Here is a 19,671-nt window from a genome sequence, read left to right on the forward strand (position 1 = left end):
AGCTCCAGGGGCTGGTGGGGTCGGCGAGGGTGACGAGGTCGGCGAGGAAGGGGACCTGGATGCGGGAGCCGTCGAGGAGGAGGCCGGGGTGCCAGGCGAAGGCGGGGGCCTGGTCGTAGAAGACGGCGTCGAGTTCGGCGAGGGGGTGGGCGAGGGCGGCGAGGGAGAGGTTGCAGGGGCCGATGCCGACGCCGACGAGGTCGCGGGGGGTGTCGGGGGCGGAGTACGGCGGCTGCGGGTGCGGGGGGTTGGGGGGATCGGTCGGGGCGGTCATCGGGGGGTGTTTCCTTCCACCAGGTGCAGGAGGGCGGCCAGGTCGTCGGGCCGGGTGTGGGGGTTGAGGAGGGTGGCTTTGAGCCAGAGGCGGCCGTCGAGGCAGGCGCGGCCGAGGACGGCGCGGCCGTCGGTGAGGAGGCGGCGGCGGACGGCGGCGACGGTGTCGTCGGGGGCGTGGGTGGGGCGGAAGAGGACGGTGGTGAGGGTGGGCCGGGCGTGGAGGGTGAGGTGGGGGTGGGCGTCGACGAGGTCGGCGAGGTGCCGGGCGTGGGCGTGGACCCGGTCGACGAGGGCGCCGAGTCCGTCGCGGCCGAGGGTGCGCAGGGTGGCGGCGATCTTGAGGACGTCGGGGCGTCGGGTGGTGCGAAGGGAGCGGCCGAGGAGGTCGGGGAGGCCGGCGTCGGTGTCGTCGTCGGCGTTGAGGTAGTCGGCGCGCTGGTGGAGGGGGGTGAGGTCGGCGGGGTCGCGGACGGCGAGGAGTCCGGCGGCGACGGGCTGCCAGCCGAGTTTGTGCAGGTCGAGGGTGACGGTGTGGGCGGTGTCGAGGCCGGTGAGGAGGGGGCGGTGGCGGTCGCTGAAGAGGAGGCCGCCGCCGTACGCGGCGTCGATGTGGAGACGGGCGCCGTGGGCGGCGCAGCGGGCGGCGATCTCGGGGAGGGGGTCGATGAGGCCGGCGTCGGTGGTGCCCGCGGTGGCGGCCACGAGAAGGGGGCCTTGATGGGCGGTGAGGGCGGTGTCGAGGGTGTCGGGGTCGAGGCGGCCGGTGGGGGTGGGCAGGACGACGGGGTCGGGCAGGCCGAGGAGCCAGGCGGCGCGGGGCAGGGAGTGGTGGGCGTTGGCGCCGTGGACGAGGCGCAGGGTGCCGCCGTGGGTGTGGGCGTGGGCTTCGCGGGCCAGGAGGAGGGCGAGCTGGTTGGATTCGGTGCCGCCGGTGGTGACGAGGGCGTCGGGGGGTGCGCCGGGGGCCTGGTGGCCGTAGACCTCGGTGGCGAGGGCGTGGGTGACGAGGGTTTCCAGTGCGGAGGCGGCGGGGGCCTGGTCCCAGGAGTCGAGGGAGGGGTTGAGGGCACTGGCGGCGAGGTCGGCGGCGGTGGCGACGGCGAGGGGCGGGCAGTGCAGATGGGCCGCGCAGAGGGGGTCTGCGGGGTCGGCGGCGCCGGCGGCGAGGGTGTGGACGAGGGTGCGCAGGGCGTCGGGGTCGCCGTGGGCGGGGAGGATGTCGCCGACGGCGGCGCGGATCTGTGCGGTGACGGCCGCGGGTCCGCCGGCGGGGAGGGGGCCGCCGCGGGCCCTGCGGCCGGTGTCGAGGGCGTCGAGGACGGTGTCGAGCAGGGGCCGCAGCGCGTCGGTGCCGTCGGGTCCTGAGGCGAGGGGCGGGCTGCTCATGGGGTCCTCCGGCGTACGCGGCGCAGAGCGGAACAGAGGGGTTCCAGCTTGTACGGGGAGGGGGTGGGCGTGTCCGGGAAGCCGGACGATCGGCACCCGAAAGGGGGTACCGATCGTCAACGGCGTACCGGGTGACGCTAGATGGAGCGCACCTTGAGGGCGCGGGCGAGGTCGTCGAGCTGGTCGACGAGCTTGCGGCGCAGGGCGGGGGTGAGGTCGGCGTCGCGCAGGCAGTTCTCGCCGAGGTGGAGGGTATCGGTGTCGACGGCGTGGGCGGGGAAGGCCCAGCGTCCGGCGGCGTCGGCGATGGCGGGGCCGCGGCGGGCGGCGAGGGTGACGGCGTCCTCGTAGAAGCGGGCGACGTAGGGGCGGGTGAGGTCGGCCTGTTCGGGCTGCCAGAAGCCCTGGGCGGTGGCGGTGAACAGGTAGTTGGAGAGGTCGTCGGAGGCGAACATGGCCGCCCACGCCTTCTCCTTGGCCGCTTCGGTGGGCAGGGCGGCGCGGCAGCGGGCGGCGCCTTCCTGGCCGGTGGCGGAGGGGTCGCGGTCGAGTTCGGCGGCGATGGCGTCCTCGTCGGTGGCGCCGAGGACGGCGAGCCGGGCGAGGACGCGCCAGCGCAGGTCGGGGTCGAGTTCGGGGCCGCCGGGGACGGTTCCCTCGGTGAGCCAGGCGGTGATGGTCTCGGGGTGGGCGGCGACGTCGATGAAGTGGCGTACGGCGATCAGGCGCAGGCCGGGGTGGTCGCCGTCCTCGGTGCGGCGGATGAGGTCGCGGCACAGGGAGCCGAGGGTGGCGAGGGCGGCGGGGCGCTGGTCGGGGCCGACGTAGCGGCCGGCGATCTGGGTGGCGGCGAAGGCGAGGACGCCCTGGACGAGGGCGAGGTCGGTCTCGCGCGGGAGGTGGGCGCGGGCGATGGCCAGGTAGTCGGCGGGGGCGAGTTCGCCGTCGCGGACGGCGTCGCGCAGGGCGTTCCAGACGACGGCGCGCGTGATGGGGTCGGGCAGGGCGGAGAGACAGGCGCGGACGGTGTCGAAGGACCGGCCGTCGAAGCGGATCTTGGCGTAGGTGAGGTCGCCGTCGTTGAGGAGGAGCAGGGCGGGGCGCTTGCCGAGGGGCTGCGGTTCGCTCTGCGGGACGTCGAGGTGGAGGCGTTCGCGCGGGGTGAGCCGGGCGGGGCTGTCGTCGTCGGCGAGGTCGGTGTCGTAGAGGCCGACGGCGATGCGGTGGGGGCGGGTGCCGTGGTGTTCGACGGTGAGGGCGTGGTCGCTGCCGGTGCCGGTGACGACGGGGATGAGGGTGTCGACGCCGGTGGTGCGCAGCCAGGTGTCGGCCCAGGCGTGGACGTCGCGTTCGGTGGTGGCGGCGAGGGAGTCGATGAAGTCGGCGAGGGTGGCGTTGCCGAAGCGGTGGCGGGCGAAGTGGGTGTTGATGCCGGCCAGGAAGTCCTTCTCGCCGAGCCAGGTGACGAGCTGGCGGAGGGCGGAGGCGCCCTTGGCGTAGGAGATGCCGTCGAAGTTGAGGAGTGCGGAGGCGGTGTCGGGGACGGCCTCGGGGGCGACGGGGTGGGTGGAGGGGCGCTGGTCGGCGTCGTAGCCCCATGCCTTGCGGACGACGCCGAAGTCGGTCCAGGTGTCGGTGAAGCGGGTGGCTTCGGTGAGGGTCTGGTAGCCCATGTACTCGGCGAAGGACTCGTTGAGCCAGATGTCGTCCCACCAGCGCAGGGTGACGAGGTCGCCGAACCACATGTGGGCCATCTCGTGGGCGACGACCATGGCGCGGGTCTGGCGTTCGGTGTCGGTGACGGCGGAGCGGTAGACGAACTCGTCGCGGAAGGTGACGAGTCCGGGGTTCTCCATGGCGCCGGCGTTGAACTCGGGGACGAACGCCTGGTCGTAGGAGTCGAAGGGGTAGGGCTCGTCGAACTTCTCGTGGTAGCGGTCGAAGCACTGCCGGGTGATCTCGAGGAGTTCGTCGGCGTCGGCGTCGAGGTGGGGGGCGAGGGAGCGGCGGCAGTGGATGCCGAAGGGCAGGCCGCGGTGTTCGGTGGTGACGGAGTGCCAGGGTCCGGCGGCGACGGCGACGAGGTAGGTGGAGATGAGGGGGGTGGGGGCGGCCTTCCAGCGGCCGTCGCCGAGGTGTTCGGTGATGCCGTTGGCGAGGACGCTCCAGCCGTCGGGGGCGGTGACGGTGAGTTCGAAGACGGCCTTGAGGTCGGGCTGGTCGAAGGCGGTGAAGACGCGCTGGACGTCGTCCATGAAGAGCTGGGTGTAGAGGTAGGTCTCGCCGTCGGTGGGGTCGGTGAAGCGGTGCATGCCCTCGCCGGTGCGGGAGTAGCGCATGGTGGCGTGGACGCGCAGTTCGTGTTCGCCGGCGGTGAGATCGGCGAGGGGGAGCCGGTTGCCGGTGAGGAGGGCGGGGTCGAGGGGGTGTCCGTCGAGGGTGGCGGAGCGCAGTTCGGCGGGCTTGAGCTCGACGAAGGTGGTGCCATCGGCGCGTGCGGTGAACCTGATGGCGGTCTCGGACTCGAAGGTCTCGTCGCCGGTGGTCAGGTCGAGCGCGATGGTGTAGCGGTGTACGTCGAGGAGCTGGGCACGGTTCTGCGCTTCGTCGCGCGTCAGTACGGACATGGACGACATGCTGCCTGATGCCGTCGGCCGGGCACAGGGGCGGTTCGGTACGCGCCCTATGTCCCGTGCTCGCGCCGGAGCCGCCGGAGCTGCCGGAACGTGTCGGTCAGCGGGGCGTGGGCGCCGGGTCCTGGCCGCTGTCCTCCGCGATGCGTTCGTGGTGGCGGATCACCTCGGCGATGATGAAGTTGAGGAACTTCTCGGCGAAGGCGGGGTCGAGGTGGGCGCTCTCGGCGAGGGCGCGCAGCCGGGCGATCTGGCGGGCCTCGCGGGCCGGGTCGGCGGGCGGGAGCTGGTGGCGGGCCTTGAGGTGGCCGACCTGCTGGGTGGCCTTGAAGCGTTCGGCGAGCATGTGGACGACGGCGGCGTCGATGTTGTCGATGCTCTCGCGCAGCCGGGCCAGCTCGGCGCGTACGGCCCGGTCGACGTCGCCGGCTCCGGGGGTGTCGCTGGTGGTCATGGGCGATCACCCTAGTGCGTGGCGGGCGGGGGGCCGTGCCCGGTGGTGGCTCGTACAGTGGGAGTCCGGGTGCCCCGGTGCGCGGGTGCACGGCGTCTTGGGGGTGCGGGCGTGGCCAACGGTGGTCCGGTCGAGCACGGTTTTCCGCATCTGGCGACGGTGCGGGCGGCCGTGACGGCCCTGTACCGGCGGCTGTCGTACGGCACGGTCCAGCAGTTCGCGGTGAGTGTGCCGCCGGCCGATGTGGCGTTCTGCGATGTGGACGATCTGCATCTGGGGGCGCAGCGGGTGGCGCGGGAGCTGGTGCGGCACTACCGGCTGCCGGACGCGCGGATGGTCGTGGCGTTCCGGGAGATGGAGCACGCGGCGCATGTGGAGCTGACGGCGGGTCCGGAGTACTTCATCGAGCTGAACGACCGGTTCCGTACGCATCGGCGGGACATCGGGGCGGCGCTGGCGCACGAGATCATGCATGTGTATCTGCACCGGCTGGATCTGTCGTTCCCGGGGACGCGGGACAACGAGATCCTGACGGACACGGCGACGACGTATCTGGGGGCGGGCTGGCTGCTGCTCGACGCCTTCCGCGAGGACGGGGTGTCCTCGCAGAAGCTGGGGTATCTGACGCCGGAGGAGTTCGGGTACGTGCTGGCGAAGCGGTCGCTGGTGTTCGGGGAGGATCCGTCGGCGTGGTTCACCAGCGCGCAGGCGTACACGGCGTACGCGCGCGGTCTCGAGCGGGCGCGGCACGACGAGCGGCAGCCGCCGCTGACGGCGGCGGGCTGGGCGGGGCGGCGCCGGTACGCGCGTGACCGGCGGCACGCGCAGCATGCCGCCGAGGGGTCCGGCGGGTCTTCCGCCGACTCGGAGGCGCCGTACGCGTTCGCGGCGGATCCGGCCGATGCGTCGGGGCCGTTGCGGGTGACGTTCCCGTGTCCGACCTGCCATCAGCGGATCAGGGTGCCGGTGAAGGGGCGGGTGCGGGCGCGGTGCGGTCTGTGCCGGACGGTGCTGGAGTGCGACACATAAGGCGACACGTTGGACGCGCGCGCGTCTAGGGCCTGTTGTGAAAGTCCCGTCGTCCGCCCGGAGGGCGGGCCCGGCGGCGTCCGGTGCGTGCTCTCGGCGTGCCGGGTGCAGGCCCTCGTACTGGGCGTACTCGGGTCTGTGCCCGGTGCGGCGAGAGTGCGTGCCGGGCGTCGCCGGGCAGGCGGGACTTTCACAACAGGCCCTAGGCGCCGTACACCGCTCCCGGTGGCTCCGCCCGGGCCAGGAGTTTCCGTACGGTCTCCCCCGCCTCCGCCGGGCCGCGGCGGGCGCCCTTGTCGGCGGTGGGGCCCGGGCGCCAGCCCTCCATGACGGTGATGCGTCCGCCCTCCGCCTCGAAGACGCGTCCGGTGACGCCGTCGCTCGCGGCGGAGCCGAGCCAGACGACGAGGGGGGAGACGTTCTCGGGGGCCATGGCGTCGAAGCCGGTGGCGGGGGCGGCCATGGCCGTGGCGAAGGCGTGTTCGGTCATCCGGGTGCGGGCGGCGGGCGCGATGGCGTTGACCTGGACGCCGTAGCGGGCGAGTTCGGCGGCCGCGACCAGGGTGAGGGCGACGATCCCGGCCTTGGCGGCGCTGTAGCCGGCCTGTCCGACCGAGCCCAGCAGTCCGGCGCCGCTGGCGGTGTTGACGATCCGGGCGGTGGGCGTCCGGCCGGCCTTGGTCTGGGCGCGCCAGTGCGCGGCGGCGTGTCTCAGGGGGAGGAAGTGGCCCTTGAGGTGGACGCGCAGGACGGCGTCCCAGTCGTCCTCGTCGAGGTTGACGAGCATACGGTCGCGCAGGAAGCCGGCGTTGTTGACGAGTGTGTCGAGCCGCCCGTACGTGTCCAGGGCGGTGGTGACGAGGGAGGCGGCGCCCTCGGTTGTGGCGATGTCGCCGTGGTGGGCGACGGCGGTGCCGCCGGCGGCGCGGATCTCGGCGACGACGCGGGCGGCGGGGGTGCCGGGCGTGTCGGGGCCCTCGGTGCCGGGGGTACCCCCGTCCAGGCGCACGCCGAGGTCGTTGACCACGAGCCGGGCGCCCTCGGCCGCGAAGGCGAGCGCGTGGGCCCGTCCGAGGCCGCGTCCGGCGCCGGTGACGACGACGACCCGGTCCTCGCAGATTCCGCTCATCTCAGGTCTCCTGTGGGTGGTGGTCGTGGTCGCCGTGGTGTGCGGTCGCGGCGTCGAGGAACGCGGGCCGCTCCCCTCCCCCGTGCACGAGCAGGCTCGCCCCGCTGATGTAGGAGGCCGCGTCGGAGGCGAGGAAGACGGCGGCGGCGCCCACGTCGGCGGGGTCGGCGAGGCGGCCGAGCGGGACGGTGCGGGCGACGGCCCCGACGCCGTCGGCGTCGCCGTAGTGCAGGTGGGACAGTTCGGTGCGGACCATGCCGACGACGAGGGTGTTGACGCGGACCCGCGGCGCCCACTCCACGGCCATTGAGCGGGCGAGGCTGGCCAGGCCGGCCTTGGCGGCGCCGTAGGCGGCGGTGCCGGGTGAGGGGCGGTCGCCGCTGACGCTGCCGATCATCACGATCGACCCGCCGGTGCGCCGCAGAGGGGCGTGGGCGGCGAGGGACACGGTGAGCGGGGCGACCAGGTTGAGTTCGATCACGCGCGCGTGCCGCTCGGCGTCGGCGCGGTCGAGCGGACGGTAGGGGGCGCCGCCCGCGTTGTTGACCAGGACGTCGAGGCGGTCGAATCCGGCGAAGAACGCGCGCACGGCGTCGCCGTCGCGGACGTCGAGCGGCCGGTACGCGGCGTACGGCATCGGGGCCGGGGGCGGCCGGCGGGCGCAGACGGTCACCTGGGCGCCGGCGTCGGCGAGGGCCCGCGCGACACCGGCGCCGACGCCCCGGGTGCCGCCGGTGACGACGGCGACCTTCCCGTTCAGCTCCATTCGCTGCTACCTTCCACCTAACAAACGTTTGGTGGAAAGGTAGCTGATGCTTCCATGGGTGTCTCCACCTCGTCCCCGGAAAAGGGGATCGCGTCCGTCTCGGTGTCCTTCCCTCCGGTGAACGCCCTTCCGGTGGCCGGCTGGTTCGCGCTGGCGGACGCGGTGCGGGCGGCCGGCCGGGATCCGCGCACGCGCTGTGTGGTGCTGTCCGCCGAGGGGCGGGGGTTCAACGCGGGCGTGGACATCAAGGAGCTGCGGGCGGGCGGGCCGGGCGCGCTGGTGGCCGTCAACCGGGGCTGTTCCGAGGCGTTCGCGGCCGTCCACGAGTGCGAGGTCCCGGTGGTGGCGGCGGTGCACGGCTTCTGTCTGGGCGGCGGCATCGGCCTGGTGGGCAACGCGGACGCGATCGTGGCGAGCGAGGACGCCACCTTCGGGCTGCCCGAGCTGGACCGCGGCGCGCTCGGCGCGGCCACCCATCTGGCCCGGCTGGTCCCCGGGCATCTGATGCGCGCCCTGTACTACACCTCGCGCACGGTCACGGCGGCCGAGCTGCACGCGCACGGCTCGGTGTGGCGGGTGGTGCCGGGCGCCGAACTGCGGGCGGCGGCACTGGAGTTGGCGCGCGAGATCGCCGCCAAGGACGGTGATCTGCTGCGGCTGGCCAAGGCGGCCATCAACGGCATCGATCCGGTCGACGTGCGCCGCAGCTACCGCTTCGAGCAGGGGTTCACCTTCGAGGCGAGCGTCCTGGGGGTGGCCGACCGGGTCCGGAACACGTTCGGGCAGGACACGTCCGGGCGGGATGCGTCTGGCGAGGAGGGCGGGGCGGATGGCTGACAAGACGATGACCGCCGAGGAGGTTGTGTCGCGGCTGGAGAGCGGCATGACCCTCGGCATCGGCGGCTGGGGCGCGCGCCGCAAGCCCATGGCGCTGGTCCGGGCCCTGCTCCGCTCACCGGTCACGGACCTGACGGTCGTCTCGTACGGCGGTCCGGACGTCGGGATGCTGGCCGCGGCGGGCCGGATCCGCCGACTGGTCGCCGCGTTCGTCACGCTGGACTCGATCCCCCTCGAACCGCACTACCGCGCGGCCCGTGAGAGCGGCTCCCTCGAACTGACCGAGATCGACGAGGCGATGTTCCTGTGGGGCCTGCGCGCCGCCGCCCACCGGCTGCCGTTCCTCCCGGTGCGGGCCGGGCTCGGCTCGGACGTGATGCGGGTCAACCCCGGCCTGCGCGCGGTGACTTCGCCCTACGACGACGGCGAGACGTTCGTCGCGATGCCCGCCCTGCGGCTGGACGCGGCGCTGGTGCACGTCAACCGCGCCGACCGGCTGGGCAACGGCCAGTATCTGGGCCCCGACCCGTACTTCGACGACCTGTTCTGCGCGGCGGCGGACGCGGCGTACGTCTCCTGCGAGCGGATCGTGGACACCGCCGAGCTGACGAAGGAGGCGCCGCCGCAGTCGCTGCTGGTCACCCGGCAGGTGGTGACGGGGGTGGTGGAGGCGCCGGGCGGGGCGCACTTCACGTCCTGCGCGCCGGACTACGGCCGGGACGAGGCGTTCCAGCGGCGGTACGCGGGCATGGAGTGGCCGCGGTTCGCGGAGCGGTATCTGACGGGGGATGAGCGGGCGTACCGGGCGGCGGCGGAGGAGGACACGTGAGCGGGGAGTCCGGCGGGAGCGCGGGTGCCGAGTCCGGCAAGGGCACCAGGACAGACGACGGCGGCGTCACGCGTGCCGAGTACTGCGTGATCGCCTGTGCCGAGACCTGGCGGGACGCGGGCGAGATCCTGGCGAGCCCGATGGGCCTGATCCCGTCGGTGGGCGCCCGCCTCGCGCGGCTGACCTTCTCCCCCGACCTGCTGCTGACCGACGGCGAGGCGATGATCGTCCGCCCGGACGGGACCGTCGAGGGCTGGCTGCCGTACCGCGCGCATCTGGAGCTGGTCACCGGCGGGCGGCGGCACGTGATGATGGGCGCGAGCCAGATCGACCGGTTCGGCAACCAGAACATCTCCTGCATCGGCGACTGGGCGCGGCCGACGCGGCAATTGCTCGGGGTGCGCGGGGCGCCGGTCAACACGCTGAACAACCCGACGAGTTACTGGATCCCCCGGCACTCCCGGCGGGTGTTCGTGGAGAAGGTCGACCTGGTGTGCGGGGTGGGCTACGACCGTGCCGCCGGGGCCCGTCACCACCGACTGGCCCGGGTCGTCACGGATCTGGGCGTCCTCGACTTCGCCACGCCCGACCACGCGATGCGGCTCGTCTCGGTGCATCCGGGGGTGAGTGTGGAACAGGTCAGGGAGGCGACCGGGTTCGACCTGGTGGTCCCCGACCGGGTGCCGTACACACGTGAACCGACCGCGGCCGAGCTGCGGTTGATCCGCGAGGTGATCGACCCGGACGGCACCCGCGCGCGGGAGGTCGCCGGCTGATGGAGACGGCACTGACCCGGCTGGTCGGGGTGCGCTGTCCGATCGTGCAGAGCGGCATGGGCTGGGTGGCGGGCCCGCGGCTGGTGTCGGCGGCGGCGAACGCGGGGGCGCTGGGTGTGCTCGGCTCGGCGACCATGACCGTGGACGGGCTGCGGGAGGCGGTCCGCGAGGTGCGCTCCCGTACGGACGCGCCGTTCGGGGTGAACCTGCGGGCCGACGCGGCGGACGCCGGGGACCGGGTGCGGATCCTGATCGACGAGGGGGTGCGGGTGGCGTCGTTCGCGCTCGCGCCGTCCCGTGAGCTGATCGCCGTGCTGAAGGAGGCGGGGGTCGTCGTCATCCCCTCGGTGGGGGCGCGGCGGCATGCCGAGAAGGTCGCCGCGTGGGGCGCGGACGCAGTCGTCGTGCAGGGCGGGGAGGGCGGCGGGCACACCGGGGAGGTGGCGACGAGCGTGCTGCTGCCGCAGGTGGTGGACGCGGTGGACATCCCGGTGGTGGCGGCGGGCGGTTTCTTCGACGGGCGGGGTCTGGTCGCGGCGCTGGCCTACGGGGCGGCGGGGGTGGCGATGGGCACCAGGTTCCTGCTGACCTCGGACTCGACCGTGCCGGACGGGGTGAAGGCGCGCTATCTGGCGGCGACGGTCCGGGACGTCACGGTCACCCGTGCGGTGGACGGGCTGCCGCATCGCATGCTGCGCACGGACCTGGTGACGGCGCTTGAGGACGCGGGCCGGGTACGGGCGCTGCTGCACGCGGTGCGCGGGGCGGCGGGTTTCCGGAGGCTGTCGGGGCTCACCTGGCGGCAGTTGGTGCACGACGGCCTCGCGCTGCGGCACGGCAGGGAGCTGTCCTGGAGCCAGGTCCTGCTGGCCGCGAACACGCCGATGCTGCTGCGCTCGGCGATGGTGGACGGCCGCACGGACCTCGGGGTGATGGCCGCCGGGCAGGTCGCCGGGGTGATCGACGACCTGCCGTCGTGCGCGGAGCTGGTGGAGCGGATCATGCGGGAGGCGGCGGAGGTGCAAGACCGTCTGACCACCACGCGCTGACGGCCGTCACAGCCGCTCGATGACCGTCACGTTCGCCTGTCCGCCGCCCTCGCACATCGTCTGGAGGCCGTAGCGCCCGCCCGTGCGCTCCAGTTCGTGCAGCAGGGTCGTCATCAGCTTGGCGCCGGTGGCGCCCAGGGGATGGCCGAGGGCGATCGCGCCGCCGTTGACGTTGACCTTCGCGGGGTCGGCGCCGGTCTCCTCCATCCAGGCGAGGACGACGGGCGCGAAGGCTTCGTTGATCTCGACGAGGTCGATGTCGTCGAGGGTCAGACCGGTCTTCTTCAGGGCGTGCGCGGTGGCCGGGATGGGCGCGGTCAGCATACGGATCGGGTCCTCGCCGCGCACCGAGAGATGGTGGACGCGCGCGCGGGGCGTGAGCCCGTGGTCGCGGACGGCGCGCTCGGAGGCGAGGAGCAGCGCGGCGGCGCCGTCGGAGACCTGCGAGGAGCAGGCGGCGGTGACGGTCCCGCCGTCAATGACGGGTTTCAGGGCGGCCATCTTCTCCAGGGAGGTGTCCCGGCGCGGCCCCTCGTCCGCGCTCACCTCGCCGTAGGGGACGGTCTCGCGGGTGAACCGGCCCTCGTCGAGGGCGCGCACCGCCCGCCGGTGCGAGCGCAGCGCGAACTCCTCCTGGTCCTCCCGGCTGATGCCCCACTTGGCGGCGATGCTCTCGGCGCCGGCGAACTGGTTGACGGGCCGGTCGCCGTAGCGGGCGCGCCAGCCCTGGCTGCCCGCGAAGGGGCCCTCGGTGAAGCCGAGGGGTGCGGCGGCCTGGCGGGTGGCGTAGGCGATGGGGATCTGCGACATGTTCTGCACGCCGCCGGCGACGACGAGGTCCTGGGTGCCGGAGAGCACGGCCTGCGCGGCGAAGTGCACGGCCTGCTGGGAGGATCCGCACTGCCGGTCGACGGTCACGCCGGGCACCTCCTCGGGCAGTCCGGCGGCCAGCCAGCAGGTGCGGGCGATGTCGCCGGCCTGGGGTCCGACCGTGTCCAGGCAGCCGAACACGACGTCCTCCACGGCGGCCGGGTCGATGCCCGCGCGTGCGACCAGCGCCCGCAGCACATGGGCGCCGAGGTCCGCCGGATGCACTCCGGCGAGCCCTCCCCCGCGCCGCCCGACGGGCGTACGGACCGCTTCGACGATGAATGCCTCGGCCATGGCGACTCCCCTGCGCGTCAAGGACTGTTCGGGCGACTACTCCCGTACGGCGATGCCGTCGAGCACCATCGACAGGTACTGCCGGGCGATCTCCTCCGGGCTGTGCTGTCCGCCGGGCCGGTACCAGGACGCGGCGACCCAGACGGTGTCGCGGACGAACCGGTAGGTGAGGCGGACGTCGAGGTCGGCGCGGAAGACCCGGTCGGCGACCCCGCGCTCCAGCGTGGACAGCCACGCCTCCTCGAAGCGGCGCTGCGACTCGGCGAGGAACGCGAACCGCTCCTGCGCGACGAGCTGTTTGCTCTCCTTCTGGTAGATCGCGACGGCGGCGCGGTGCCGGTCGATCTCCCGGAACGACTCGGTGACCAGGGCTTCGAGGGTCTCGCGGGGGCCCTTCCCGGCGGCGAGGACGCTGTCGTAGCCGTCCCACAGCTCGTCGAGGAAGGTGCGCAGGATCTCCTCCAGCATCGATTCCTTGGAGTCGAAGTGGTAGTAGAGGCTGCCCGCGAGCATGCCCGCGTGGTCGGCGATCTTGCGGACGGTGGTGGCGTTGTAGCCCTGTTCGGCGAAGACCTCGGCGGCGGTGCCGAGGAGTTCGCGCCGGCGGGCGGGGGCGGCGGTCACCTGGGGCTTCTTCTTGGTCGGCACGGAACCCATTGTGGTCCTACGCGTGCTGGCTGCTGACGGGGACGACCTCGCCCGTCATGTACGAGGAGTAGCCGGACGCCAGGAACACGATGACGTTGGCGACCTCCCAGGGTTCGGCGGGGCGTCCGAACGCCTCGCGCGCGGTCAGTTCCTCCAGCAGTCCGGGCGTGGTGACCTTGGCGAGGTGGGGGTGCAGGGCGAGGCTCGGCGCGACGGCGTTGACCCGCACGCCGTAGGGGGCGGCCTCGATCGCCGCGCAGCGGGTCAGGGCCATGACGCCGGCCTTCGCGGCGGCGTAGTGGGCCTGTCCGGCCTGGGCGCGCCAGCCGACGACGGAGGCGTTGTTGACGACGACCCCGCCGCCGGTCGCGCGCATCCGGCGCAGGGCGGCGCGGGTGCAGCGGAAGGTGCCGCCGAGGGTCACGTCGAGCACCCGGGACCACTGGTCGTCGGTCATGTCGACGAGGGGCGCGGTGCCGCCCAGACCGGCGTTGTTGACGACGACGTCGAGGCGGCCGTGGGTGTGCTCGGCGGCGTCGAACAGGGCGCGCACCTGGGTGTCGTCGGTGACGTCGCAGGGGTGCGCGGAGACCGCCTCGGCGCCGAACTCCTCGGTGAGGGCGGCCTCGTACGCCTTGAGGCGGCGGGTGTGGGCGTCGCTGATCAGCACGCGGGCGCCCTCCTCCAGGAGGCGGCGGGCGGTCGCCCCGCCGATGCCCGCGCCGGCCGCGGCGGTGACGACGGCGGTGCGGCCCTTCAGCAGCCCGTGCCCGGGCACATAGGCCGGGCTCTCGACGTCTGTCATGGGCCCACGCTAACCTACCAAACACTTGTTAGGGAAGGACGGCAGCCCATGGATCTCGCCCTCACCCGGGAAGAGGAGGCGTTCCGCGAGGAGGCCCGCGGCTGGCTCGCCGCGCATGTGCCGCGCACCGCGCTGCCGTCCCTGGAGACGGCGGAGGGGTTCGCCGCGCACCGCGCGTGGGAGGCCGAACTGGCCGCGGACCGCTGGTCGGTGGTGAACTGGCCCGCGCGCTACGGCGGCCGGGACGCGGGTCCGGTGCGCTGGCTGCTCTTCGAGGAGGAGTACTGGGCGGCGGACGCGCCCGGCCGCGTCGGCCAGAACGGCATCGGTCTGCTCGCACCCACCCTGCTCGCGCACGGCACGGAGGAGCAGCGCGCGCGGGTGCTGCCGCCGATGGCGACGGGCGAGGTGGTCTGGGCGCAGGCGTGGTCGGAGCCCGAGGCCGGCTCCGATCTGGCGTCGCTGCGCTCGCGCGCGGTGCGCACGGCCGGCGGCTGGCTGCTGAGCGGGCAGAAGACCTGGTCCTCGCGCGCGGCGTTCGCCGACCGCGCCTTCGGCCTGTTCCGCTGCGATCCGACGGCCCCGAAACCCCATCAGGGGCTCCTGTACGTCATGTTCGGCCTGCGCGCCCCGGGGGTCACGGTCCGTCCGGTCGGCCGTCTGGACGGCGAGCCGGCGTTCGCCGAACTCTTCCTGGACGAGGTGTTCGTGCCGGACGAGGACGTCATCGGGGAACCGGGCGAGGGCTGGCGGATCGCGATGTCCACGGCCGCCGACGAACGCGGGCTCACCCTGCGCTCCCCCGGCCGCTTCCTGGCCGCCGCCGACCGGCTGCACGCCCTGTGGCTGGCCAGGGGCGCCCCGCCGGAGACGGCGGGGCGGGTGGCCGACGCCCTGATCGGCGCCCGCGCCTACCAGTTGTTCACCTACGCGGCGGCGGCCCGCACGCGCGCGGGCGAGCGGCTCGGCCCGGAGTCGAGCATGAACAAGGTGTTCTGGTCCGAGCTGGACATCGCGCTGCACGAGACGGCGCTCGACCTGCTGGGCGCGCGGGGCGAGGCGGCGGACACCGCGTGGGCGCGGCGGTACGTGTTCGCGCTGGCCGGTCCGATCTACGCGGGGACGAACGAGATCCAGCGCGACATCGTCGCCGAGCGGCTGCTCGGCCTGCCGAAGGGACGCCGCTGATGCGCTTTCTCCTCGACCCGGAGCAGCGGGCGTTCGCCGCCTCCCTGGACGCGATGCTGACGGCCGCCGACACCCCGGGGACGGCCCGGGAGTGGGGCCGCGGCGCGCACGCGCGCGGGCGCGCGCTGTGGGCCCGGCTCGCCGGCGCCGGGGTGTTCGCGCTGGCGGTGCCGGAGGCGTACGAGGGTCTGGGGCCGCGTCCTGTGGACCTCGCCGTGGCCTTCGTCGAGCTGGGCCGGCACGCGGTGCCGGGGCCGCTGGTGGAGACGGTGACGGCGGCGGCCCTGCTCCGCGAACCGGGCCCGGCGAAACGGCTGCTGCCCGCGCTGGCGTCGGGCGCGTCGATGGCCACGGTGGCCTACGAGGGCGCGCCGGACGAGGAGGGGGCGTTCGCACTGGACGGTGACGCGGCGGACGTACGGCTGTCCGTGACGCCCGCCGGTCTGCGGCTCGCCCCCGGGTACGACGGCGTACGGCCCTCCCTGGACCCGGCGCGGCGGCTGGCCCGGCTCACGGCGGGCGGTGAGCTGCTCTCCGTCGGTCCGCCCGCGCCGGAGGCCCTGCTGATCGCCCGGCTCGCCACGGCCGCGCAGGCCCTCGGCGTCGGACTGGCGCTGCTGGAGCGGACGGTGGCGTACGTCGGGCGGCGTACGCAGTTCGGGGTGCCGGTGGGGTCGTTCCAGGCGGTGAAGCACCGGCTGGCGGACACCCGGATCGCGCTGGAGTTCGCCCGGCCGCTGGTGCTGGGCGCCGCCGTGACGATGGACCCGGCGGACGTGGCGGCGGCGAAGGCGAGCGCCTGCGAGGCGGCGTACGGGGCGGCGCGCACCGCGCTCCAGGCGCACGGCGCGATCGGGTACACGGCGGAGTACGACCTGTCGCTGTGGCTGACCAAGGCCCGCGCCCTGCGCACGGCGTGGGGCACGCCGGACGAGTGCCGGGCGGCCGTGCTCGCGGCCCGTGCCCGGCCGGTCAGCCGGTGACCTTGGCGACGAAGGCGGCCAGGTTGGTCACGGTCCGCCGGATCTTCTCCTCCAGGCCGATCGTCTCGTGCAGCCGGGCGCCCACGCCCGCGTCGCGCAGTCCGCGCACGTACAGCGAGCAGGCGAGGTCGGCGCAGAGGTAGGCGCCCACCGAGTTGCCCTGCTGTCCGGCCCGGCCCGCCCTGGGCGCGACCATCAGCGCGACCCCGCCGGAGTGCGTGGTCAGGCACATCGAGCACATGCTGCGCCGCGCCTGTCCGACGGCGCCCGTGCCGGCCCGCAGGGCGAGCGCCGTCAGACGGCCCTCCAGCTCGACGGCGAGGTAGGCCCGGTCGGGGGCCTGGGGGTCGCGCCAGCCGAGGTAGTCCAGGTGCTCCCAGGGCCGCTCGGCCAGGTCGCGGGGCACGGACAGCCGCTTGGCCTCGCCCTTGGTGCAGTTCACGAAGGCGGCGCGGATCTCTGGTTCGGTCACGGGCTTCATAACAGCGAGGCTAATTTGCCTAAACCTTTTAGGCAAACGCATAATCGCTTCAGGCCGAATGGCTTCAGGACGAGGAGAGGTCGAGGAGAGGGTGGATCACATGGCGCGCGTCGGACTGACCACGGAACGCCTGGTGCGGGCGGGCGCGGAGCTGGCCGACGAGGCGGGCTTCGACGAGGTGACCGTCTCGGCGCTGGCCCGGCGCTTCGACGTCAAGGTGGCGAGCCTGTACTCCCATGTGCGCAACTCCCAGGACCTCAGGACCAGGATCGCCCTGCTCGCCCTGGAGGAGATGGCCGACCGGGCCGCCGACGCGCTGGCCGGGCGGTCCGGCAAGGACGCCCTGACCGCACTGGGGAACGTCTACCGCGACTACGCCCGCGACCACCCCGGCCGCTACGCCGCCGCCCAGATCCGCCTGGACCCCGAGACGGCGGCCGCGAGCGCGGGCGTCCGGCACGCCCGGATGACCCGGGCGCTGCTGCGCGGCTACGACCTGGACGAGCCCGACAGCACCCACGCCGTCCGGCTGCTCGGCAGCGTCTTCTCCGGCTATGTCGGCCTGGAGCTGGGCGGCGGCTTCGACCACAGCGCCCCGGACTCCGACGAGTCCTGGAGCCGGATCCTCGACGCCCTCGACGCGCTGCTGCGCAACTGGCCGGCCGCCTGACGCCGCTCAGTGACCGCCGTGCCCGGGACCGGACCCGTGGTGCCCGCCGGTGAGTTCGCGGTACTCCCGCGGGGTCGGCTTCGGGATCCGGGTGCCCGGCCCGAACATGGCCCGCGCCAGCCGCGCCCGCACCCGCTGCGAGACGGTGACCGGTCTGCGCACGCCGTTGGCGTCGACGCGGGGGCCGATCTCGTAGGGCGGCGGCTGCTCGTGCTGGGTGAGGGTGAACAACTGCTCCGCGTCCAGGGGTTCGTGGACCTCGACGTACTCCCCGTGCGGCAGCCGTTTGATCGTGCCGGTCTCCCGGCCGTGCAGCACCTTGTCCCGGTCCCGGAGTTGCAGTCCCAGACAGATCCGCTTGGTCACCATGAAGGCGACGACCGGCGCCACGAACACGGCGACGCGCACGAACCAGGTGATGGCGTTGATGGACAGATGCAGATGGGTGGCGACGATGTCGTTGCCGCCGCCGATCAGCAGCACCCCGTACAGCGTCAGCCAGGCCACGCCCAGCCCGGTGCGCACCGGCACGTTCCGCGGCCGGTCCAGGACGTGGTGCTCCCGCTTGTCCCCGGTGATCCACGCCTCGACGAACGGATACAGCCCGAGGGCGAGCAGGATCAGCGGGAAGAGGGAGAAGGGGATGAGGACGCCCGGGATCAGGGTGTGCCCGAAGGCGCTGATCTCCCAGCCCGGCATCACCCGGATCAGCCCCTCGGAGAACCCGAGGTACCAGTCGGGCTGCGCGCCGGTGGTCACCAGGTCGGGCCGGTAGGGGCCGAAGGCCCACACCGGGTTGATGGTGGCGATCCCGGCCATCAGGGTCAGCACGCCGAAGACCAGGAAGAAGAACCCGCCGGCCTTCGCCATGTAGACCGGCATGAACGGCATGCCGGTCACCGACTTCTGGTCGCGTCCCGGGCCCGGGTACTGGGTGTGCTTGTGGAAGAACACCAGGATCAGATGGGCCACCACCAGCGCCAGCATGATGCCGGGCAGCAGCAGGACATGGATCGGGTACAGCCGCGAGATGATGTCGTGGCCCGGGAACTCCCCGCCGAACAGGAAGAACGACAGATATGTGCCGACGACCGGGATCGACAGGATCGCCCCGTCGGCGAACCGGATCCCGGTGCCGGACAGCAGGTCGTCCGGGAGCGAGTAGCCGGTCAGACCGGTGAGGATGCCCAGCATCAACAGGGTCCAGCCGAACAGCCAGTTGACCTCGCGCGGCTTGCGGAAGGCGCCGGTGAAGAACACCCGCATCATGTGCACCAGCATGCCGGTGACGAAGACCAGCGCGGCCCAGTGGTGGATCTGCCGGATCAGCAGGCCGCCGCGCACGTCGAAGCTGATGTCGAGCGTCGACTCGTACGCCTTGGTCATCGGGATGCCGTTGAGCGGGACGTACGAGCCGTCGTAGACGACCTCGGCGCTGCTGGGCTCGAAGAACAGGGTCAGATAGACGCCGGTGAGGATCAGGACGAGGAAGCTGTAGAGGCAGACCTCGCCCAGCATGAAGGACCAGTGGTCGGGGAACACCTTGCGCAGGTTCGCGCGGGCCAGCCCGTACAGGCCGAGCCGGCCGTCGGCCCAGTCGGCGATCCGCTCGCCCCGCGCGGGCTCCGCGCCCCGGCCCTGGTGCCGTCCCTCGTGCCCCGGTCGCGCGCCGTCTTCCATACGCCGCCGCCTCCCCGTCGGATCGTCCCAGGGTGGCACGGCGGCCCGGCGGGGCCAATGGGGCGTACGGCGGTGGGAGGCGTGCTACGGCCGGACGATCCCGGCCGCCCGGGCCGCCACCAGCCACGTGGGGAACTCGCCCACCAGCCGGTCGTACAGCTCGGCGTCCGACACCTTGCGGGGGTCGGAACCGGCGTGGAAGAAACCGGCGTTGTCGACGGCCCGCTTGGCCGGCACGGGCAGGTCGTCGAGCCTGCGCAGGAAGTCGAACTGCTTGCTGCCGCGGTCGCCGAAGCCGACGAACTGCCAGAACAGCGGCAGCCGTGACGCCTTGCACAGATAGCGTTCGGCGGCGAGCTTGTTGATCGGGCCGCCGTCGGTCTGGAAGACGACGAGCGCCGGTTCCCGCGCACCGCTGTCGAGGTAGTGGTCGATGACCGCGTCCATCGCCAGGTGGTAGCTGGTCTTCCCCATGTGCCCGAGCCCGGCCACGATCCGCTCCACCTTGCCCCGGTGGTCGGCGAGCGCGATGTCCGTGACGGCGTCGACGTCGGTGGAGAAGAAGACCACCGGCACCCGGCCGTCGTCGTCGAGGTGCGCGGACAGCCCCAGCACCCGGTCGGCGAGCGCCTGCACACTGCCGTCCTGGTAGTACGGCTTCATCGACCCCGAGTAGTCGACCACCAGGTAGACGGCGGCCCGCTGACCGTCGAGCCCGTGCTTCGTGAGGGAGACCCCGGCGTGCTGGTAGTGACCGACCAGCGCGGGTGCGGTCTCCTGGACCTTGCTGAGACTGATCGCGACCATGGCCCCCACCTTCCCATATCGACGGCGTTCGCTATTTTGTTCGCTCGCGCATGTTTCGCCCTCGCCGAGAAAGCCCGAGGA

Annotated in this window: 20 protein-coding genes; 8 read left to right on the forward strand and 12 right to left on the reverse strand. The window is 73.4% G+C overall.

Annotated elements, in window-relative coordinates:
- From G6W55_RS32340 to G6W55_RS32355, 4 genes are all read right to left on the reverse strand, one after another.
- Positions 1-274: SidA/IucD/PvdA family monooxygenase (locus G6W55_RS32340; RefSeq protein WP_175524270.1), on the reverse strand; the 274-nt coding region annotated here is incomplete at its 3' end.
- Positions 271-1,662, reverse strand: coding sequence for an aminotransferase class V-fold PLP-dependent enzyme (locus G6W55_RS32345; protein ID WP_175524271.1), 1,392 nt, complete (start codon positions 1,660-1,662; stop codon positions 271-273). The genes G6W55_RS32340 and G6W55_RS32345, both read right to left, overlap by 4 nt.
- 137 nt (positions 1,663-1,799) lie before the next feature.
- Positions 1,800-4,289: an aminopeptidase N gene (pepN, locus tag G6W55_RS32350; RefSeq protein WP_175524272.1), complete on the reverse strand. Its 2,490-nt coding sequence runs from the start codon at positions 4,287-4,289 to the stop codon at positions 1,800-1,802.
- A gap of 106 nt (positions 4,290-4,395) precedes the next feature.
- The gene (locus G6W55_RS32355) at positions 4,396-4,749 is read right to left on the reverse strand and encodes a chorismate mutase (RefSeq protein WP_175524273.1); all 354 of its coding nucleotides are present in this window, start codon (positions 4,747-4,749) and stop codon (positions 4,396-4,398) included.
- A 111-nt stretch (positions 4,750-4,860) separates the two neighbouring features.
- Between G6W55_RS32355 and G6W55_RS32360 the strand changes: the two genes are divergently transcribed.
- Positions 4,861-5,778 carry a hypothetical protein gene (locus G6W55_RS32360; RefSeq protein WP_175524274.1) on the forward strand — a complete coding sequence of 306 codons (918 nt, stop codon included), beginning with the start codon at positions 4,861-4,863 and terminating at the stop codon, positions 5,776-5,778.
- A gap of 202 nt (positions 5,779-5,980) precedes the next feature.
- On the opposite strand, the gene G6W55_RS32365 is transcribed toward G6W55_RS32360, so the two are convergent.
- Positions 5,981-6,907, reverse strand: a complete 927-nt coding sequence (locus G6W55_RS32365) for an SDR family oxidoreductase (RefSeq protein WP_175524275.1) — start codon at positions 6,905-6,907, stop codon at positions 5,981-5,983.
- 1 nt (position 6,908) lies between these two features.
- Complete coding sequence (locus G6W55_RS32370) at positions 6,909-7,673, reverse strand: SDR family oxidoreductase (protein WP_175524276.1); 765 nt, start codon at positions 7,671-7,673, stop codon at positions 6,909-6,911.
- A gap of 54 nt (positions 7,674-7,727) precedes the next feature.
- On the opposite strand from G6W55_RS32370, the gene G6W55_RS32375 reads away from it, so the two are divergent.
- The 4 genes from G6W55_RS32375 (at position 7,728) to G6W55_RS32390 (ending at position 11,164) form a co-directional block, all read left to right on the forward strand.
- Positions 7,728-8,510, forward strand: a complete 783-nt coding sequence (locus G6W55_RS32375) for an enoyl-CoA hydratase family protein (RefSeq protein WP_175524277.1) — start codon at positions 7,728-7,730, stop codon at positions 8,508-8,510.
- Entirely contained in the window at positions 8,503-9,339 is an 837-nt protein-coding gene (locus G6W55_RS32380; protein ID WP_175524278.1) for a CoA transferase subunit A, read from the forward strand. Before G6W55_RS32375 ends, G6W55_RS32380 begins: the two co-directional genes overlap by 8 nt.
- An 86-nt stretch (positions 9,340-9,425) precedes the next feature.
- Positions 9,426-10,115 (forward strand): CoA-transferase, encoded by a 690-nt coding sequence (locus G6W55_RS32385; RefSeq protein ID WP_309243857.1) that lies wholly within the window; start codon positions 9,426-9,428, stop codon positions 10,113-10,115.
- Entirely contained in the window at positions 10,115-11,164 is a 1,050-nt protein-coding gene (locus G6W55_RS32390) for a nitronate monooxygenase family protein (RefSeq protein WP_175524280.1), read from the forward strand. The genes G6W55_RS32385 and G6W55_RS32390 overlap by 1 nt, the downstream gene beginning before the upstream one ends.
- Positions 11,165-11,170: 6 nt before the next feature.
- Here the strand turns inward: G6W55_RS32390 and G6W55_RS32395 are convergent, their stop codons facing one another.
- Genes G6W55_RS32395 through G6W55_RS32405 form a run of 3 tightly spaced genes read right to left on the reverse strand, consistent with a single transcriptional unit; the run spans position 11,171 to position 13,781 of the window.
- Positions 11,171-12,328, reverse strand: a complete 1,158-nt coding sequence (locus G6W55_RS32395) for an acetyl-CoA C-acetyltransferase (protein WP_175524281.1) — start codon at positions 12,326-12,328, stop codon at positions 11,171-11,173.
- Between the two features lie 36 nt (positions 12,329-12,364).
- Positions 12,365-12,976, reverse strand: a complete 612-nt coding sequence (locus G6W55_RS32400; protein WP_175524282.1) for a TetR/AcrR family transcriptional regulator — start codon at positions 12,974-12,976, stop codon at positions 12,365-12,367.
- A 16-nt stretch (positions 12,977-12,992) separates the two neighbouring features.
- Entirely contained in the window at positions 12,993-13,781 is a 789-nt protein-coding gene (locus tag G6W55_RS32405) for an SDR family oxidoreductase (RefSeq protein ID WP_175524283.1), read from the reverse strand.
- Positions 13,782-13,829: 48 nt separating this feature from the next.
- On the opposite strand from G6W55_RS32405, the gene G6W55_RS32410 reads away from it, so the two are divergent.
- Positions 13,830-14,969 (forward strand): acyl-CoA dehydrogenase family protein, encoded by a 1,140-nt coding sequence (locus G6W55_RS32410; RefSeq protein WP_175524284.1) that lies wholly within the window; start codon positions 13,830-13,832, stop codon positions 14,967-14,969.
- Positions 14,969-15,952, forward strand: coding sequence for an acyl-CoA dehydrogenase family protein (locus G6W55_RS32415; protein WP_175524285.1), 984 nt, complete (start codon positions 14,969-14,971; stop codon positions 15,950-15,952). The genes G6W55_RS32410 and G6W55_RS32415 overlap by 1 nt, the downstream gene beginning before the upstream one ends.
- Here the strand turns inward: G6W55_RS32415 and G6W55_RS32420 are convergent.
- On the reverse strand, positions 15,942-16,433 hold the full coding sequence (locus tag G6W55_RS32420; protein ID WP_175524286.1) for an FBP domain-containing protein: 492 nt from the start codon (positions 16,431-16,433) through the stop codon (positions 15,942-15,944). The two genes, G6W55_RS32415 and G6W55_RS32420, sit on opposite strands and share 11 nt — an antisense overlap.
- 100 nt (positions 16,434-16,533) lie before the next feature.
- Here G6W55_RS32420 and G6W55_RS32425 point away from each other — a divergent pair, with 100 nt between their 5' ends.
- Entirely contained in the window at positions 16,534-17,103 is a 570-nt protein-coding gene (locus G6W55_RS32425) for a TetR/AcrR family transcriptional regulator (RefSeq protein WP_175524287.1), read from the forward strand.
- Between the two features lie 6 nt (positions 17,104-17,109).
- Here G6W55_RS32425 and G6W55_RS32430 read toward each other — a convergent pair whose 3' ends face one another.
- On the reverse strand, positions 17,110-18,783 hold the full coding sequence (locus G6W55_RS32430) for a cytochrome bc complex cytochrome b subunit (protein ID WP_175524288.1): 1,674 nt from the start codon (positions 18,781-18,783) through the stop codon (positions 17,110-17,112).
- 84 nt (positions 18,784-18,867) lie between these two features.
- Positions 18,868-19,590 carry a VWA domain-containing protein gene (locus G6W55_RS32435; protein WP_175524289.1) on the reverse strand — a complete coding sequence of 241 codons (723 nt, stop codon included), beginning with the start codon at positions 19,588-19,590 and terminating at the stop codon, positions 18,868-18,870.
- Positions 19,591-19,671 lie beyond the last annotated feature (81 nt).

Source organism: Streptomyces sp. CAI-85 (assembly GCF_013363615.1).
GTDB lineage: Bacteria > Actinomycetota > Actinomycetes > Streptomycetales > Streptomycetaceae > Streptomyces > Streptomyces antibioticus_B.